Origin of the sequence: Kitasatospora sp. NPDC050543, assembly GCF_044457565.1 — a bacterium.
In the GTDB taxonomy this organism is placed as follows: domain Bacteria; phylum Actinomycetota; class Actinomycetes; order Streptomycetales; family Streptomycetaceae; genus Kitasatospora.
Genome location: NZ_JBITGZ010000045.1, coordinates 25156 through 42836 on the forward strand (window position 1 = coordinate 25156; position 17681 = coordinate 42836).

A 17681-nucleotide genomic window follows, 5' to 3' on the forward strand; every position below is an offset into this window, starting at 1 on the left:
GGCCATGAGCTACCTGCTCAGTGCCACCTGCGCCGTCCCGGCGGCCGGTGCCGTGCTCACCGCGGCGCTGCCCGCCGGGACGAGCGAGGCCCGCCGGCGCACGGCCAAATGGACCGCGCTGGGTGTCGCCGGCGCCACGCTGGCGCTGGCCGCGGTGATCGCCGCCCGGTTCGCGCCGGACGGGGCGCGCTACCAGCTGACCGAGTCCCACAGCTGGATCCGCTCGTTCGGGATCAGCTTCTCGCTCGGCGCGGACGGCATCGCCACCGTGCTGGTCCTGCTGACCGCCGTCCTCGTCCCGGCGGTGATGCTCGCCTCCTGGCAGGACGCCGACCCGGCCCCGGGCGCCGACGGCGCGGCCGATCCCGACACCTTCGAGCGCCGGCGCCGCACCCAGGCCTACTTCGCGCTGATCCTCGCCGTCGAGGCGATGGTCATCGTGTCCTTCCTGGCCACCGACGTCTTCGTGTTCTACGTCTTCTTCGAAGCCATGCTGATCCCGATGTACTTCCTGATCGGCGGCTTCGGCGACCGGGCCGGCGGTGCGGACTCGGCCCGCCAGCGCAGTTACGCGGCGGTGAAGTTCCTGCTCTACAACCTGCTCGGCGGGCTGATCATGCTGGCCGCCGTGATCGGGATGTACGTGATCGCCCAGCAGCAGGGCTTCGCCACCTTCGACCTGCCGACGCTCACCTCCGCGATCGCCGACGGCAAGCTCACCTTCAGCGGCCCGGCCGAGAACGCGCTCTTCCTGGGCTTCTTCTTCGCCTTCGCCGTCAAGGCGCCGCTCTGGCCGCTGCACACCTGGCTGCCGAACGCGATGGGCGAGTCCACCGCCGGCACCGCCGTACTGATCACCGCGGTCGTCGACAAGGTCGGCACCTTCGCGATGCTCCGGTTCTGTCTCGGCCTGTTCCCGGACGCGTCCAAGACCTTCGCGCCGGCGATCCTGGTCCTGTCGGTGATCGGCATCATCTACGGCGCCCTGCTGGCCGTCGGCCAGAAGGACATCAAGCGGCTGGTCGCGTACGCGTCGATCTCGCACTTCGGCTTCATCATCATGGGCATCTTCGCGATGACCAGCCAGGGCCAGAGCGGCGCGACCCTCTACATGGTCAACCACGGCATCTCCACCGCGCTGCTGATGCTGCTGGCCGGCTTCCTGATCACGCGGCGCGGCTCGCGGCTGATCGCCGACTACGGCGGGGTGCAGAAGGTCGCGCCGGTGCTCGCCGGAACGTTCCTGATCGGCGGTCTGGCGACCCTGTCGCTGCCCGGCCTCGCCCCCTTCGTCAGCGAGTTCCTGGTCCTGGTCGGCACGTTCACCCGCTACCCGACGATCGGCATCATCGCCACCTTCGGCATCGTGCTGGCCGCGCTGTACGTCCTGGTGCTCTACCAGCGCACGATGACCGGGCCGGTCAGGGAGGGCGTGCGCGGCATGCCGGACCTCAAGGCGCGCGAACTCGCCGTGGTCGCACCGCTGGTGGCGCTGACCATCCTGCTCGGCGTGTACCCGAAGCCGCTCACCGACATCGTCAACCCGGCGGTGGACGCCACCCTCTCCCAGGTCCACCGGACCGACCCGGCGCCGGCCCACCCGGTCGCCGCCACCTCAGGAGGTGAGCAGAAGTGAGCCAGTGGCTCGCCGCCGCCGGCGGCAACAGTCCCAGCATCCCCGCGCCGCACGTCGAGTACGGCCAGCTCTCCCCGATGCTGGTGGTCTTCGGCGCCGCCGTCGTCGGCATCCTCGCCGAGGCCTTCCTGCCCCGGAAGTACCGGTACTGGACGCAGATCGCCATCGCGCTGCTCGGCCTGGCCGGCGCCTTCGTCGCGGTGATCGTGCTCGCCTCCCAGGGGTACGGCTCGACCAAGGTCGACCTGCTGGCCATGGGCGCCGTCGCGCTGGACGGCCCCGCGCTGTTCCTCCAGGGCACCATCCTGCTGGTCGCGGTGGTCGCCGTGCTCACCTACGCCGAGCGCCGGCTGGAGCCGCGCGTCGGCGGGGTCCCGGTCGACCCCTTCGCCCCGCAGGCCGCCGCCACGCCCGGCGGCGAGCAGGAGCGGGACGCCACCCGGGCGGGCTTCGCCACCACCGAGGTCTTCCCGCTCACCATGTTCGCGGTCGGCGGGATGCTGCTCTTCCCGGCCGCCAACGACCTGCTGACCATGTTCGTGGCGCTGGAGGTCCTCTCCCTCCCGCTCTACCTGCTCTGCGCGCTGGCCCGGCGCCGGCGGCTGCTCTCCCAGGAGGCCGCCGTCAAGTACTTCCTGCTCGGCGCCTTCGCCTCGGCCTTCTTCCTGTTCGGCACCGCCCTGCTGTACGGCTACGCGGGCAGCGTGCGGCTCGGCGACATCGCGGACGTCATCTCCGGCGTCGCCCCCGCCACCCCGGCGCTGCTGAGCACCACGCAGAACGACGCGCTGCTGCTGATCGGCCTCGCGATGCTCTCGGTCGGCCTGCTCTTCAAGGTCGGCGCGGTGCCGTTCCAGGCCTGGACCCCGGACGTCTACCAGGGTGCGCCGACCCCCGTCACCGGCTTCATGGCGGCGGCCACCAAGGTCGCGGCCTTCGGAGCCCTGCTGCGGCTGTTCTACGTGGCCTTCCCCGGCCTGCGCTGGGACTGGCGGCCGGTCATGTGGGGCGTGGCGATCCTGACCATGGTGGTCGGCGCGGTCATGGCCGTCACCCAGCAGGACGTGAAGCGGCTGCTGGCGTACTCCTCGATCGCGCACGCCGGGTTCATCCTCACCGGTGTCATCGCGACCACCCGGCAGGGCCTGAGCGCGGTGCTCTTCTACCTGCTCGCGTACTCCTTCGTCACCCTCGGCGCGTTCGCCGTGGTCACCCTGGTGCGCGACTCCAAGGGGGAGGCGACCCACCTCTCCAGCTGGGCGGGCCTGGGCCGGCGCTCGCCGCTGCTGGCGGGGGTCTTCGCGCTCTTCCTGCTGGCCTTCGCCGGCATCCCGCTGACCTCGGGCTTCACCGGGAAGTTCGCGGTCTTCCAGGCCGCCGCGGCCGGGGGCGCCACGCCGCTGGTCATCGTCGGTGTGCTGAGTTCGGCGATCGCCGCGTTCTTCTACATCCGGGTGATCGTGCTGATGTTCTTCTCCGACCCGCAGCCCGGCGGCCCCTCCGTGGCCATCCCCAGCCCGATGACCGCCACCGCGATCGGTTTCGGCGTACTGGTGACCCTGGGCCTGGGCCTGCTCCCGCAGTACTTCCTGGACCTGGCGACGAAGGTCTCGCCGTTCGTCCGCTAGCGCGTGGCAGTCGATCGGAGGTCCGGGCCCCGGATGGGCCCGGACCCCGGCCGGGCCCTGCGCCTGACCGGGACGTCCGACGCCGTGGACGCCCTGGTCGCCGCCACCGCGGTCGCACTCCGCGCGCCGGTCCACCGGCGACCCGCAGGACGTCGCCGCACCGCTCCGCGCACCGGGCGCGGACAAGCTGCCGGTCCTGCTCGCCCAGGTGTGACCTGCGGTATCCGCCCGATCAGGACAGGACCCGCACGCCCGTGCAGTGATCCACTCGTGACCGGATACCCTGCCTGTATGGCCAGCGGCGGCACTCAGGGACCGGGCCGCTAGATCGACCAGGGACAGGAGTGGTCTTCGTGACCGTCGTGGGACCCTTCGGGCTCAGCGTGCAGGACCGCGATCTGACCCGCGACGTCCAGGCGGGGATGGACGCGGTCGAAGCCGCCCTCGCCGAGACCGTCAAGAGCGACGTACCGTTCATCACCATCACCGCCAGCCACCTCATCGAGGCCGGCGGCAAGCGCTTCCGCCCCCTCCTGGTGATGCTGGCCGCGCAGTTCGGCGACCCGTACGCCCCGGGCGTCGTGCCGGCCGCCGTGGTCGTCGAGCTGACCCACCTCGCGACGCTCTACCACGACGACGTCATGGACGAGGCCCCCGTGCGGCGTGGCGCTCCCAGCGCCAACTCCCGCTGGGACAACTCCGTCGCGATCCTCACCGGCGACTTCCTCTTCTCGCGCGCCTCCCAGGTGCTCGCCGAGCTCGGCCCGGAGGCCGTCCGGCTCCAGGCCGACGCCTTCGAGCGGCTGGTGACGGGTCAGATCCTGGAGACGGCAGGGCCCGGGCCCGAGGACGACCCGCTGCGGCACTACCTCGACGTGATCGCGGGCAAGACCGGCTCGCTGGTCGCCGTCTCCTGCCGCTTCGGCTCACTGATGGCCGGCGCCGAGCCGTGGATGGTCGACATCCTCACCCAGTACGGCGAGCGGATGGGCACCGCCTTCCAGCTGGCCGACGACGTCCTGGACATCGCCAGCGACGGGCACGAGTCCGGCAAGACCCCCGGCACCGACCTGCGCGAGGGCGTCCCGACGCTGCCGATCCTGCTGCTCCAGCAGATGCCGGCGGACCAGGACGACCCGGCCGACGTCCGGCTGCGCGAGCTGCTGGAGCTCGACCTCGCCGACGACACCCTGCACGCCGAGGCGCTGCGCCTGCTGCGCAAGCACCCCGCGCTGGAGCACGCCCGCCGGGAGACGCTGCGCTACGCGGAGGAGGCCCGGGCGCTGCTCGCCTCGCTGCCGGACTGCCCGGCCAAGGCGGCCCTGCAGGGCCTGTGCGACGCGGTGGCCATCCGCACCATGTGAGCGCGGGCCTGATGGTCCGCCGGGTGGTCGGTCGGCCGGCCTGCCCGCGCCGTTCGGGCGCGGTCCTCGGGCCGGCCGCTGCGCGCTCGGGGCGGGTCAGGGGCGGTCCGGGCGGCCAGGAGGCCGGGAGGCCGTGCCGATTTGCGGTCCGGGAGCCGACGTCATGGGGGAGACTGAGGCGGTCAGTTGGGACCGCCAGCCGGAAGGCCACCATGCTTCGCGTTGTCATCGCCGAGGACTCCGTACTGCTGCGGGAGGGCCTGACCAGGCTGCTCACCGACCGCGGCCTGGAGGTCGTGGCGGGGGTCGGGGACGGCGAGGCCCTGCTCAAGACCATCCACGACCTGGGCGCGGCCGGCACCCTGCCGGACGTGGTGGTCGCCGACGTGCGGATGCCGCCCACCCACACCGATGAGGGCGTCCGGGCCTGCGTGACGCTGCGCGGCCTCCACCCCTCGGTGGGGGTGCTGGTGCTCTCGCAGTACGTCGAGGAGCGCTACGCCTCCGAGCTGCTGGCCGGCTCCACCCGCGGCGTCGGCTACCTGCTCAAGGACCGGGTCGCGGAGGTGCGCGAGTTCGTGGACGCCGTGGTCCGGGTCGCCGAGGGCGGCACGGCGCTGGACCCGGAGGTGGTGCAGCAGCTGCTCAGCCGCAGCCGGAAGAGTGACGTGCTGGCGGGCCTGACCCCGCGCGAGCGCGAGGTGCTCGGCCTGATGGCGGAGGGCCGGACCAACACCGCGGTGGCCAAGCAGCTGGTGGTCTCGCACGGCGCGGTGGAGAAGCACGTCAGCAACATCTTCCTCAAGCTGGGCCTGGCCCAGAGCCCGGAGGACCACCGGCGGGTGCTGGCCGTGCTGACGTACCTGAACTCCTAGGTCGGCTCGTCGGGCCCTCCCGGAGGGCCGGTTCCGGCCGGCCCCGGGAGCCCCGTGACCGGTGGGGCTGCTGCGGTTTCCGTGCAAATACAGACACCGGGGAGGCACTTCTCGCCGCATGCCGCAGTTCCGTCCAACGCAATCCCTTCACGCATAGGATGCGAGAGGTGCACCAGGCGGACGGGGCACACGGCTCACGCCCGCGGCTGCTGCCCACGAGGAGGTCCGCGGCAGTGACCAGTCAGGTCGATCAGTCAGAGGCAGTGGACGGCTCGGACGGGAACGAGGGCCGGTCCGGTCCCGCCCCGTCGGGAGGCCCTCAGCCCAGGCATGCCAAGCCGATCAGACGCCTGGACCGGGTGATCATCAGGTTCGCCGGCGACTCCGGTGACGGTATGCAGCTCACTGGTGACCGGTTCACCTCGGAGACCGCGTCCTTCGGCAACGACCTCTCCACGCTGCCGAACTTCCCCGCCGAGATCAGGGCGCCCGCGGGGACACTGCCGGGTGTCTCCAGTTTCCAGCTGCACTTTGCCGATCATGACATTCTGACCCCCGGCGACGCACCGAACGTCCTGGTCGCCATGAACCCCGCAGCCCTCAAGGCCAACCTCGCCGACCTGCCGCGCGGCGCCGAGATCATCGTCAACACGGACGAGTTCACCAAACGGGCGATCTCCAAGGTCGGCTACCCGGCCGACCCGCTGACCGACGGCTCGCTGGAGGCGTACCACCTGCACAAGGTGCCGCTGACCACGCTGACCCTGGAGGCCCTCAAGGACAGCGGCCTGGCCCGCAAGGACGCCGAACGGGCCAAGAACATGTTCGCCCTGGGCCTGCTCTCCTGGATGTACCACCGGCCGACCCGCGGCACCGAGGCCTTCCTGCGCACCAAGTTCGCCAAGAAGCCGCAGATCGCCGAGGCCAACATCAGCGCCTTCCGGGCCGGCTGGAACTTCGGCGAGACCACCGAGGATTTCGCGGTCTCCTACGAGATCTCGCCGGCCAAGCTGCCACCGGGCACCTACCGCAACATCTCGGGCAACCTGGCGCTCTCCTACGGCCTGATCGCGGCCTCCCAGCGCTCCGGGCTGCCGCTCTACCTCGGCTCGTACCCGATCACCCCGGCCTCGGACATCCTGCACGAGCTGAGCCGGCACAAGAACTTCGGCGTCCGGACCTTCCAGGCGGAGGACGAGATCGCCGGTATCGGCGCCGCGCTGGGCGCGGCCTTCGGCGGCTCGCTCGGGGTCACCACCACCTCGGGCCCGGGGGTGGCACTGAAGTCCGAGACGATCGGGCTGGCCGTCTCGCTCGAACTCCCGCTGCTGGTGCTCGACATCCAGCGCGGCGGCCCGTCCACCGGCCTGCCGACCAAGACCGAGCAGGCCGACCTGCTCCAGGCGATGTTCGGCCGCAACGGCGAGGCGCCGGTGCCGATCGTCGCCCCCGCCACACCCGCCGAGTGCTTCGACGCGGCCCTGGAGGCCGCCCGGATCGCCGTCACCTACCGGACCCCCGTCCTGTTGCTCTCGGACGGCTACCTGGCCAACGGCTCCGAGCCCTGGCGGATCCCCGCGGTCGACGAACTGCCCGAGATCACGCCCGCGTTCGCCGAGGGCCCGAACCACACCCTGGACGACGGCACCGAGGCGTTCTGGCCGTACAAGCGCGATCCGCAGACGCTGGCCCGCCCCTGGGCGATCCCCGGCACCCCGGGCCTGGAGCACCGGATCGGCGGCATCGAGAAGCAGGACGGCACCGGCAACATCTCCTACGACCCCGCCAACCACGACTTCATGGTGCGCACCCGGCAGGCCAAGGTGGACGGCATCGCCGTGCGGCCGGCCGAGGTTGACGACCCCTCCGGCGAGGCCCGGGTGCTGGTGCTGGGCTGGGGTTCGACGTACGGGCCGATCACCGCGGCCGTCCGGCGGGTACGGGCGGACGGCGGGCACATCGCCCAGGCGCACCTGCGCAACCTCAACCCCTTCCCCGCGAACCTGGGCGCGGTGCTGAAGAGGTACGAGCGGGTGATCGTGCCGGAGATGAACCTCGGACAGCTGGCACTGCTGCTCCGGGCGAAGTACCTGGTGGACGCGCAGTCCTACAACCAGGTGCGCGGACTGCCCTTCAAGGCCGCGCAGCTGGCCGACGTGCTGTGGGCGGCGATCGGGACGCTGGATGGGGATGAGAGCGATGACTGAGCGTTCGACGACCGGCGGTTCGACGACCGGCACTTCGGTGACGGGCGGTTCGACGACCGGCGGTTCGGCGGCCGGCGGCTTCCGTTCGCTGGGGCTGGTGCCCAAGGCCGACGCGCCGCAGACCCTCAGGGACTTCAAGACCGACCAGGAGGTCCGCTGGTGCCCCGGCTGCGGGGACTACGCCATCCTGGCGGCGGTGCAGGCCTTCATGCCGGAGCTGGGGATCAGGCGGGAGAACACCGTCTTCGTCTCCGGTATCGGCTGCTCCTCGCGCTTCCCGTACTACATGAACACCTACGGGATGCACTCGATCCACGGCCGTGCCCCGGCGATCGCCACCGGCCTGGCCTCCTCCCGGCCCGACCTCAGCGTCTGGGTGGTCACGGGCGACGGGGACGCGCTCTCGATCGGCGGCAACCACCTGATCCACGCGCTGCGCCGGAACGTCAATCTCAAGATCCTGCTGTTCAACAACCGGATCTACGGGCTGACCAAGGGCCAGTACTCGCCGACCAGCGAGCTCGGCAAGATCACCAAGTCCACGCCGATGGGCTCGCTGGACGCGCCGTTCAACCCGCTCTCGCTGGCGCTGGGCGCCGAGGCCACCTTCGTCGCCCGCACCATCGACTCCGACCGCCAGCACCTGCAGTCCGTCCTGCGGGCCGCGGCCGAGCACGAGGGCACGGCGCTGGTGGAGATCTACCAGAACTGCAACATCTTCAACGACGGCGCCTTCGAGGTGCTCAAGGAGCCCGGCACCCGCGACGAGGCGCTGATCCGGCTGGAGCACGGTCAGCCGATCCGCTTCGGCGCCGACCGCGGGCAGGGGGTCTTCCGCGACCAGGACTCCGGCGACCTGAGGGTGGCGCCGGTGACGGCCGGGAACGAGGCCGCCGTACTGGTCCACGACGCCCACGCGGCCGGCCCGGCCACCGCCTTCGCGCTCTCCCGGATCGCGGACGCGGACACCCTGCACCACACGCCGATCGGGGTGCTGCGCAGCGTGTCCCGGCCGGTGTACGACACCTTGATGGCCGAGCAGCTGGCCACCGCGACCGAGCAGCACGGCCCGGGCGACCTCGCCACGCTGATCGGCGGCAGCGACACCTGGACGGTGACGGGCTAGGCGCCTGGGCGGGTGCCTGGGCGGGCGTTCGGGCGGCTGGGCGTTCGGCCCGACCCGGCCTCCGGCGGTGCCCCACCGGGCGTGGTTCCGGTGCAGGCGCCGCTGTTCCGCGGCTCGGCGTCCCCGGCTCGGTGTGCGGGCATCCTGGGCCTGTCATGACCAAAATCCGAATACGGAGATGACATCCTCCTCTTTGCCCGCTACCGTCGGCTGGACACACGTGCGCGCGGAGGGCAGGCCGGCATGCCAGAGACATCCCAGCAGGAGGCCGCGAGAGGCTTCTGGTCAGGCGTGGCGGCATACGGGATGTGGGGCCTGTTCCCGCTGTTCTGGCCGCTGCTGGAGCCCGCCGCCGCGGACGACATCCTCGCTAACCGGATGGTCTGGTCGCTGGTGGCCGTCGCCCTGATGCTGCTCGTCCAGCGGCACTGGGGCTGGATACGACCGCTGCTGCGCCAGCCCCGCCGGCTCGCGATGTCCGGCGCCGCGGCCGCCGTCATCTCGGTCAACTGGGGCGTCTACATCTGGGGCGTGAACGCAGGGCACGTCGTCGAGACCAGCCTCGGGTACTTCATCAACCCGCTGGTGACCATCGCGTTCGGCGTCCTCCTGCTGCACGAGCGGCTGCGATCCGCCCAGTGGGCGGCGGTCGGCATCGGCGCCCTGGCGGTGGCCGTCCTCACCATCGGCTACGGCCGGCTGCCCTGGATCGCGCTGACGCTGGCCCTCTCCTTCGCCACCTACGGCCTGCTGAAGAAGAAGGTCGGGCTGAGCGGGCTGGAGAGCCTCGCGATGGAGAGCGCCTTCATGTTCCCCTTCGCGCTGGGGTACCTGATCTACCTCGCCGTGCGCGGCCAGGGCACCTTCGGCCACACCGTCGCGGGGTCGTACGGGCTGGGGCACTCCGGGCTGCTGATGCTCAGCGGAGTGATCACGGCGATCCCGCTGCTCTGCTTCGGTGCGGCGGCCGTCCGGGTGCCGCTGACCATGCTGGGGCTGCTGCAGTACCTGGCGCCGGTGTTCCAGTTCCTGATCGGCATCGCGGTCTTCCACGAGTCGATGCCGCCCGCCCGCTGGGCCGGCTTCGCACTCGTCTGGGCCGCCCTCGCCGTCCTCACCTGGGACGCGCTGCGCCGCCTGCGGGCCGACCGGGTGCTCACCGAGCCCGCCCTCCGGGCGCGGACGCAGCCCGAGCCCCAGCCCGGGCCTGCGGCCCGGCCGCAGGCTCAGGCACCGGCCGACGCGGCCGCGGAGCCGGCCGCGCCCGTCACGACGTGATGTCCCGGCTGGTGAAGCGGGACCACGCGGCGGAGCCGAACACCGCCACGTAGATCGCCTGCAGACCGAGGTTCTCCAGCACTCCGTCCCAGTACATCGGCTGCCGCAGCAGATCGCCGAAGCTCAGCCAGTGGTGGGTGAACAGGAACGGCTGGATCGCGTGCAGCTGCGGGAAGCTGTCCAGGATCTGCACGGTGATCACCAGGCCGACCGTCGTCGCCATCGCCGCGATCCCGCTGCCGGTCAGCGTGGAGACGAACAGCCCGATCGCCACCAGCCCGGCGAGCGAGGCCGCCACCACCGCCGCGACCAGCGCCGCCCGCAGCAGCGCCGAACCCAGCCCGATGGTGTCGCCCGAGATCAGGGTGACCTCGCCGAGCGGGAACAGCGCCGCCCCGGTGGCCAGCGCGGCCAGGGCCACCGTCATCGTCGCCGCCAGGCAGAACGCGAGCCCGGCCGCGAACTTGGCCGCCAGCAGCCTCGTCCGCCCGGCCGGGGCGACGAGCAGGTAGCGCAGCGTGCCGGTGCTCGCCTCGCCCGCGATCGAGTCACCCGCGACCACGCCGACCGTCATCGGCAGGAAGACCGGCAGGGCGACGGCCAGTGCGGTGAAGACCAGGAACAGACCGTTCTGGGTCACCTGGGCGATGAAGGCGGGGCCCTCGCCGCCGGAGGAGCCGTCGGTCTCGATCTTGATAACCGTGCCGATCAGCACCGGCAGCACCGCCAGGATGCCCAGCAGCGCGATCGTCCGGACCCGCCGGAAGGTCAGCCCCAGCTCGCTACGGAACAGCGCCGCGAAACCGGCCACGCCCTGCGACCGCCGCCCGCCCTCGGACACCTGGGCCGCCGGGGCCCGGCCCGTCCCGCCCTGGCCCGTCTCGCCCTGGCCCGCTTTCGGCGGGCCCGTCTCGCCCCGGACCACCTCAGCCTGCGACATCGAAGCCCTCTCCGGTCAGCGCCACGAAGGCGTCCTCCAACGTGCCGCGCTCCACCCCGAAACCGCGCACCCGCACTCCGGCCTCGACCAGTGCGGCGCACAGCTTCGGCAGTGCCTCGTCGGCGTTCTGGCCCGCATCGGCGTCCACCCGGCCGTCGCCGGCCCGTACGTCCGCCACCTGATGGGCGGCCAGCACGGCCGCCGCCTCCTCGACGTCCGGGGTGCGGACCACCAGCCGGCCCTGCGCCCGGGCGGCCAGCTCGGCCACCGTGCCCTGGACCAGCAGCCGGCCGCGCGACATCACCGCGGCGTGCGAGCAGACCTGCTCGATCTCGTCCAGCAGGTGGGAGGAGAGGAACACCGTGGTGCCCTCCGCCGCGACCTCCCGCACCAGCGCCCGGATCTCCCGCATGCCCTGCGGGTCGAGCCCGTTGGTCGGCTCGTCCAGCACCAGCAGCTCGCGCGGCTGCAACAGGGCGGCCGCCAGGCCGAGCCGCTGCTTCATGCCGAGGGAGTACGCCCGCGCCTTCTTGCCGGCGGCGGCCGTCAGCCCGACCCGGTCCAGTGCCTCGGCGACCCGCCGGGCCCGGGTGTGCGGGTCCGCCGTCGGGTCGGCGGAGTCGTACCTGGCGAGGTTGTCGCGCCCGGAGAGGAAGCCGTACAGCGCCGGGCCCTCGATCAGGGCGCCGACTCTGGGCAGCACGGTGCCGACGGACTGCGGCATCGGCTCACCGAGCACCGCCGCCATGCCCGAGGTCGGGGCGATCAGGCCCATCAGCATCCGGATGGTGGTGGTCTTGCCCGAGCCGTTCGGCCCGAGGAAGCCGAAGACGCTGCCCCGGGGCACCGTCAGGTCCAGCCCGTCGACGGCGAGCTGGCCGCCCCGGAAGCGCTTGGTCAGCCCACGGGTGTGAATGACGTGATCGGAGAGGCCCGAGGGGGCCGGGCGCGTCTGCGCGGCCCGGCCCCCCGAGGGCTCCGTGACGGGAGCCTTGGTCACCTACTTCACCCCGGCCGCACTCTGCAGTACCGGCAGCGTCACCGCGCCGGCGAACACCCGGCCGTCGTCGGTGATCAGCACGTTCAGCACCTTGGTGCTGATCAGCGAACCGCCGTCGACAGGCTTGCCGAGCCCCTTGGCCAGCGACTGCACGCTCATGCCCCTGCCCTCGCCGCCCTGCTTGCCCCTGGCGGGCGCGGCGGCCTCGTCGGGCAGCCTGGTGCTCAGGACGCTCGTCCAGCCCTCGCCGACCACGTTGACGTCGCCCATCGGGCCCTTGGCAGCCGGGCCGCCCTTACGGGCCTCGTCCGCCGCGGCGCCCGCGGCCTCTGCCGCCTTCGCGGCCTTCGCGGCGTCGGCCTGGCGCTCAGTGACCTTGGCGCCCTTCGGCGCGCTGAATTCGAAGGTCTTGGCGTCGGGCCTGGCGAACGACACGTCCTTGAAGTGCGCGTCGAAGACCGTGCCGCCGCCGCTCGCGGCCTTCACCACCACGGCCAGCGGCACTCCGTTGTCCGCGTCCACCGCGATCCGCACCTCACCGATCGTCGAGCCGGCCTGCGCGGGCTTCACACTCAGCTGGTACGCCCTGCGGCCCGCGACGTTCGCCGTACCGTCGACCGTCACCTCGGTGGTGCCGGAGCTCAGCGCGAGGAACTGCCGCGCGGCCTCCTGCGGCGTCGTCGGCACGCCCGTCAGCGGCGCCCGGTGCTGGCCGGCGCCGCCCTGCGGGGCCGTCAGGTGCACCGCCTCGTTGGTCGAGCTGTCCCACGCCCAGACCTGGTCGCCGTTGTGGACCAGCTCGTACTCGGCCAGCTTCTCGATCAGCCCGATCCGCTGGCGGTCCGGCCCGTCCACCGCCACCCGGAGGGTGTGGTCCCCGCCGAGCAGCTCGGTGAGCTTCGCCTCGGGCGCGGCCGAGGAGCCGCCCCTCGCCCCGCCCCCGCCCGCGCCCGGCCCGCCGCCGATCCCGCCGGCCGCGCCCAGCAGCTGGGCGGGCACACCCAGGTCGGTGGAGATCTGCACCGTGCCGGAGAGCGTCTGCGTCTGGGAGCCGAGCGCCTTCGCCACCAGCTGCTCCGCCGTCACCGTCGGCAGGCTCGGCGCGGAGTCGGCGGCCAGGGCCGGCACCAGGCCGACACCGGCGGCCACCAGTGCGGCCACTGCGGCGGGCACCAGCACGCGCACCGCCCTGCGCCGCCCGGACCGGTACGGTGTGCCGCCCTGGTACTCGTCGGTCGTCGTGTCGTCCGTCATCGTTCCAACCCCTCCATCGCTCTGGCCGATCGCTCGTCCCTGGTCCATTAGAAGCCGTCCGGGCCGCCGGGTCATCGCTCTCCAGGTCCATATGTGAGTACCTCTGACGGGGTGGACGACCCTGAGCCGTCCTCAGGGTTGCCTAGTCCTGGAGACTGACGGCTGGCGTATCGTCGCCGCCATGGACGCAACGGACGCCCCGCACCAGCCCGCCCCCACCGCCAACGGGATGAGGCGTGCCCTGCGCAGAGCACGCGACGGGGTCGCCCTCGACGTGGCCGAGGCGGCGGTGCTCCTCCAGGCCCGCGGCGAGGACCTGAAGGACCTGTGCGCGAGTGCGGCCAGGGTCCGCGACGCCGGCCTGGAGGCGGCCGGCCGGCCCGGGGTCATCACCTACTCCAAGAGCGTCTTCATCCCGCTCACCAGGCTCTGCCGGGACAAGTGCCACTACTGCACCTTCGCCACCGTCCCCGGCAAGCTGCGCCGGGCCGGACACGGGATGTTCATGTCGCCCGACGAGGTGCTGGACGTCGCCCGCCGCGGCGCCGCGCTGGGCTGCAAGGAAGCGCTGATCACGCTCGGCGACAAGCCGGAGGACCGTTGGCCCGAGGCCCGCGAGTGGCTGGACGCGCACGGCTACGACGACACCGTCGCGTACGTCCGGGCGATGTCGATCCGCATCCTGGAGGAGACCGGCCTGCTGCCCCACCTCAACCCCGGGGTGCTGAGCTGGACGGACTTCCAGCGGCTCAAGCCGGTCTCGGCGTCCATGGGCATGATGCTGGAGACCACCGCGACCCGGCTGTGGAGCGAGCCGGGCGGCCCGCACCACGGCTCGCCGGACAAGGAGCCGGCCGTCCGGCTTCGGGTGCTGGAGGACGCCGGGCGGAGCTCGGTGCCGTTCACCAGCGGGCTGCTGATCGGCATCGGCGAGACGTACGAGGAGCGGGCGCAGTCGCTGTTCGCCCTGCGCCGCGTCGCGCGGGCGTACCACGGCATCCAGGAGCTGATCCTGCAGAACTTCCGCGCCAAGCCGGACACCGCGATGCGCGGCATGCCGGACGCGGAGCTGGACGAGCTGGTCGCCACCGTCGCCGTCGCGCGGCACGTGATGGGCCCGGCCGCCTGCCTCCAGGCGCCGCCGAACCTGGTGGACGGCGAGTACGCGCGCCTGATCGGCGCGGGTGTCGACGACTGGGGCGGGGTGTCGCCGCTGACGCCGGACCATGTGAACCCCGAGCGTCCCTGGCCGCAGATCGAGCGCCTGGCCGAGCAGTCCGCCGCCGCGGGCTTCCGGATGCGCGAGCGCCTCGCGATCTACCCGGAGTACGTCCGGCGCGGTGAGCCCTGGCTGGACCCGCGGGTGCTGCCGCACGTGCGGGCGCTGGCCGAGCCGGGCACGGGCCTGGCCCGTGAGGACGCCGTGCCGACGGGCCGCCCCTGGCAGGAGCCCGAGGACCTGCCCGCCTCCTACGGCCGGACCGACCTGCACCGCACCATCGACACCGAGGGCCGTACCGGCGATCGCCGGGCCGACTTCGACGACGTGTACGGGGACTGGGAGTCGCTGCGCGAGCGGCTGCCCGGTGCCGCGCCCGAGCGGCTGCCGGGCGACGTCCGGGCGGCGCTGGCGGTGGCGGCGGACGACCCGACGAAGCTCGACGACGACCAGGCGCTGGCCCTGTTCCACGCCGACGGCCCGGCCCTGGACGCGCTCTGCCGGATCGCCGACGACGTCCGCCGGGACGCGGTGGGCGACACCGTCACCTACTGCGTCACCAGGAACATCAACTTCACCAACGTCTGCTACACCGGCTGCCGGTTCTGCGCCTTCGCCCAGCGCCGGACCGACGCCGACGCCTACACCCTGTCGTTGCAGCAGGTCGCCGACCGGGCCGCGCAGGCCTGGGAGGTCGGCGCGACGGAGGTCTGCATGCAGGGCGGGATCCACCCCGACCTGCCCGGCACGGCCTACTTCGACATCGCGCGCGCGGTGAAGGACCGGGTGCCCGGGATGCACGTGCACGCCTTCTCCCCGATGGAGGTGGTCAACGGAGCCACCCGCACCGGGCTCTCCATCCGGGACTGGCTCCAGCAGGCCAAGGAGGCGGGCCTGGACACCATCCCCGGTACGGCCGCCGAGATCCTGGACGACGAGGTCCGCTGGGTGCTCACCAAGGGCAAGCTGCCGGCCGCGACCTGGGTGGAGGTGGTCAGCACCGCGCACGAGCTGGGCATCCGCTCCTCGTCCACGATGATGTACGGCCATGTGGACACCCCCGCGCACTGGCTCGGCCACCTGCGGCTGCTCGCCGGGATCCAGCAGCGCACCGGCGGCTTCACGGAGTTCGTGACCCTCCCCTTCATCCACACCAACGCGCCGGTCTACCTCGCCGGGATCGCCCGTCCTGGCCCAACCACCCGGGACAACCGGGCGGTGGTCGCGATGGCCCGGCTGCTGCTGCACACCCACATCCCCAACATCCAGACCAGCTGGGTGAAGCTGGGCGCCGAGGGCGCGGCCGAGATGCTCAGCTCGGGCGCCAACGACCTCGGCGGCACGCTGATGGAGGAGACCATCTCCCGGATGGCCGGCTCCGCGTACGGCAGCCACAAGTCGATCCGCGACCTGGCGGCCATCGCCGAGGCCGCCGGCCGCCCGCACCGCCAGCGCACCACCACCTACGGCGAGGTGCCGGCCGAGCGCCGCGCCGCCGCGCTGGCCTCGGACGGGCACCTGCCCGAGCTGCTGCCGGTGCTCGAGTAGCCCGTCAGCCGCCGCGCCGCCCCGCCCGACCATCCGGGAGACGCGGCGTCAGCCCACCGGCAGCCGGCTGCGCAGGTCGCGGTCGGCGGTCATGGCGCGGACGCCATGGAGTGCCGGGTGGCGGGTCATGGGCCTGGCGCGACGCCGTAGCAACAACTTGTTGAAGAGCTGGTGTTCGAGGGAAGCGACCGGGCTTCGGGGTTATTCGAATACAGTGCGGGGGCGCGCGATCGGTGGTCGGGCGCGGCCCCGACTCGGCCCCGAACCCCGGACGAAAGGCACCGACCCGTGATGCCACTGTGGTCACGCGCGCAGCAGCAGGACTTCCGCAGCCGGGTGCGGGGCTGTCTGCTCGGCGGGGCGATCGGCGACGCGCTCGGCGCCGGTGTCGAGTTCGAGTCGCTGGAGAAGATCCGGGCCGTGCACGGTCCGCAGGGCGTGAGCGGCTACGTCCCCGCGTACGGGCGGCTCGGTGCGATCACCGACGACACCCAGATGTCCCTGTTCACCGTCGACGGGCTGATCCGCGCCCACGTCCGCCGCGACACCGGCAGTTGGCACCCGCCCACCGACATCCACCTGGCGTACCTGCGCTGGGCCGCCACCCAGCGCGACTGGGGCCCGGACGAGCGCCGGGCGGACCTCGGCTGGCTGGGCCGCGAGGAGTGGCTGTACGCCCAGCGCGCGCCGGGGCAGGCCTGCCTGTCCGGTCTCTCCGGACCGGACGCGGACCGGCTCGGCACCCTGGACGCGCCCAAGAACCCGCACTCCAAGGGCTGCGGCACGGTGATGCGGGCCGCGCCGTTCGGCCTGCTGACCTCCTGGGAGCCGGGCCTGGTGTTCCAGCTGGCCGTGGAGTGCTCGGTGCTGACGCACGGCCACCCCACCGGCTACCTCTCGGCCGGCGCGCTCGCGGTCATAGTCCACACCGTCGCCCGCGGCGGCACCCTGGAGGAGGGCGTGCACCTGGCCCTCGCGCTGCTCTCCGAGCGCCCCTCGCACGAGGAGACCACTGCGGCACTGCGCGGCGCCCTGGACGCGGTACGGGCCGGCGAGCCCTCGGCGGAGCGGGTCGAGGCGCTGGGGGAGGGCTGGGTCGCGGAGGAGGCACTGGCCATCGGCGTGTACTGCGCGCTGGTGGCGCACGACGTGCGGTCCGGCCTGCTGCTGGCCGTCAACCACTCCGGGGACAGCGACTCGACGGGGGCGATCTGCGGCAACCTGCTCGGCGCGCTGCACGGGGACACGGCCCTGCCGCCGGCGCTGGTGGCGGCACTGGAGGGCCGGGGGGCGGTGCTGGAGCTCGCCGACGATTTCGTACTGGAACTGATGCACGGGCCGGAGCTGCACGGCCAGGACGCCGGGGAGGGGGCGGCCTGGGCGGCGCGGTATCCGGTGCTGCGCTAGCCGGCGGCGCCGGCCTCACGGGGGAGGGGCGGGGGCTGCGAGGCGGGGGAGGGGCGGGGCCTGCGGGGCGGGCGGTGGGCCCCCCCGCGGGGGGGGGGGGCCCCGGGGGGGGGGGCGGGGCCCCACCGCCCCCGCCCCCCCAACGGGCGGGGGGAGGGGGCCCCCCCCCCCAGGTCCCGACCCGGGGCGCCCGAGGCGC

General features: G+C 72.8%; 12 protein-coding genes. 9 read left to right on the top strand and 3 right to left on the bottom strand.

Annotated elements, in window-relative coordinates:
* Positions 1-4 precede the first annotated feature (4 nt).
* The 7 genes from ACIBH3_RS32640 (at position 5) to rarD (ending at position 10114) form a co-directional block, all read left to right on the top strand.
* Positions 5-1636 carry an NADH-quinone oxidoreductase subunit M gene (locus ACIBH3_RS32640; protein ID WP_396315729.1) on the top strand — a complete coding sequence of 544 codons (1632 nt, stop codon included), beginning with the start codon at positions 5-7 and terminating at the stop codon, positions 1634-1636.
* Entirely contained in the window at positions 1633-3264 is a 1632-nt protein-coding gene (gene nuoN, locus ACIBH3_RS32645) for an NADH-quinone oxidoreductase subunit NuoN (RefSeq protein ID WP_396315730.1), read from the top strand. The genes ACIBH3_RS32640 and nuoN overlap by 4 nt, the downstream gene beginning before the upstream one ends.
* A gap of 353 nt (positions 3265-3617) precedes the next feature.
* Positions 3618-4628 (top strand): polyprenyl synthetase family protein, encoded by a 1011-nt coding sequence (locus tag ACIBH3_RS32650; RefSeq protein ID WP_396315731.1) that lies wholly within the window; start codon positions 3618-3620, stop codon positions 4626-4628.
* Between the two features lie 212 nt (positions 4629-4840).
* Positions 4841-5503: a LuxR C-terminal-related transcriptional regulator gene (locus ACIBH3_RS32655; RefSeq protein WP_396315732.1), complete on the top strand. Its 663-nt coding sequence runs from the start codon at positions 4841-4843 to the stop codon at positions 5501-5503.
* A gap of 233 nt (positions 5504-5736) precedes the next feature.
* On the top strand, positions 5737-7710 hold the full coding sequence (locus ACIBH3_RS32660) for a 2-oxoacid:acceptor oxidoreductase subunit alpha (protein ID WP_396315733.1): 1974 nt from the start codon (positions 5737-5739) through the stop codon (positions 7708-7710).
* Positions 7703-8836, top strand: coding sequence for a 2-oxoacid:ferredoxin oxidoreductase subunit beta (locus tag ACIBH3_RS32665; RefSeq protein WP_396315734.1), 1134 nt, complete (start codon positions 7703-7705; stop codon positions 8834-8836). Before ACIBH3_RS32660 ends, ACIBH3_RS32665 begins: the two co-directional genes overlap by 8 nt.
* Positions 8837-9079: 243 nt before the next feature.
* The gene (gene rarD, locus ACIBH3_RS32670) at positions 9080-10114 is read left to right on the top strand and encodes an EamA family transporter RarD (protein ID WP_396315735.1); all 1035 of its coding nucleotides are present in this window, start codon (positions 9080-9082) and stop codon (positions 10112-10114) included.
* On the opposite strand, the gene ACIBH3_RS32675 is transcribed toward rarD, so the two are convergent.
* From ACIBH3_RS32675 to ACIBH3_RS32685, 3 genes are all read right to left on the bottom strand, one after another.
* Positions 10104-11054, bottom strand: coding sequence for an ABC transporter permease (locus ACIBH3_RS32675; RefSeq protein WP_396315736.1), 951 nt, complete (start codon positions 11052-11054; stop codon positions 10104-10106). The genes rarD and ACIBH3_RS32675 overlap by 11 nt on opposite strands.
* Positions 11041-11970, bottom strand: a complete 930-nt coding sequence (locus tag ACIBH3_RS32680; protein WP_396315740.1) for an ABC transporter ATP-binding protein — start codon at positions 11968-11970, stop codon at positions 11041-11043. The genes ACIBH3_RS32675 and ACIBH3_RS32680 overlap by 14 nt, the downstream gene beginning before the upstream one ends.
* Positions 11971-12054: 84 nt before the next feature.
* Positions 12055-13308 (bottom strand): outer membrane lipoprotein carrier protein LolA, encoded by a 1254-nt coding sequence (locus ACIBH3_RS32685; protein WP_396315737.1) that lies wholly within the window; start codon positions 13306-13308, stop codon positions 12055-12057.
* Between the two features lie 181 nt (positions 13309-13489).
* Between ACIBH3_RS32685 and ACIBH3_RS32690 the strand changes: the two genes are divergently transcribed.
* The gene (locus ACIBH3_RS32690) at positions 13490-16075 is read left to right on the top strand and encodes a bifunctional FO biosynthesis protein CofGH (protein ID WP_396315738.1); all 2586 of its coding nucleotides are present in this window, start codon (positions 13490-13492) and stop codon (positions 16073-16075) included.
* 291 nt (positions 16076-16366) lie between these two features.
* Positions 16367-17482: an ADP-ribosylglycohydrolase family protein gene (locus ACIBH3_RS32695; protein WP_396315739.1), complete on the top strand. Its 1116-nt coding sequence runs from the start codon at positions 16367-16369 to the stop codon at positions 17480-17482.
* Positions 17483-17681: the final 199 nt, after the last annotated feature.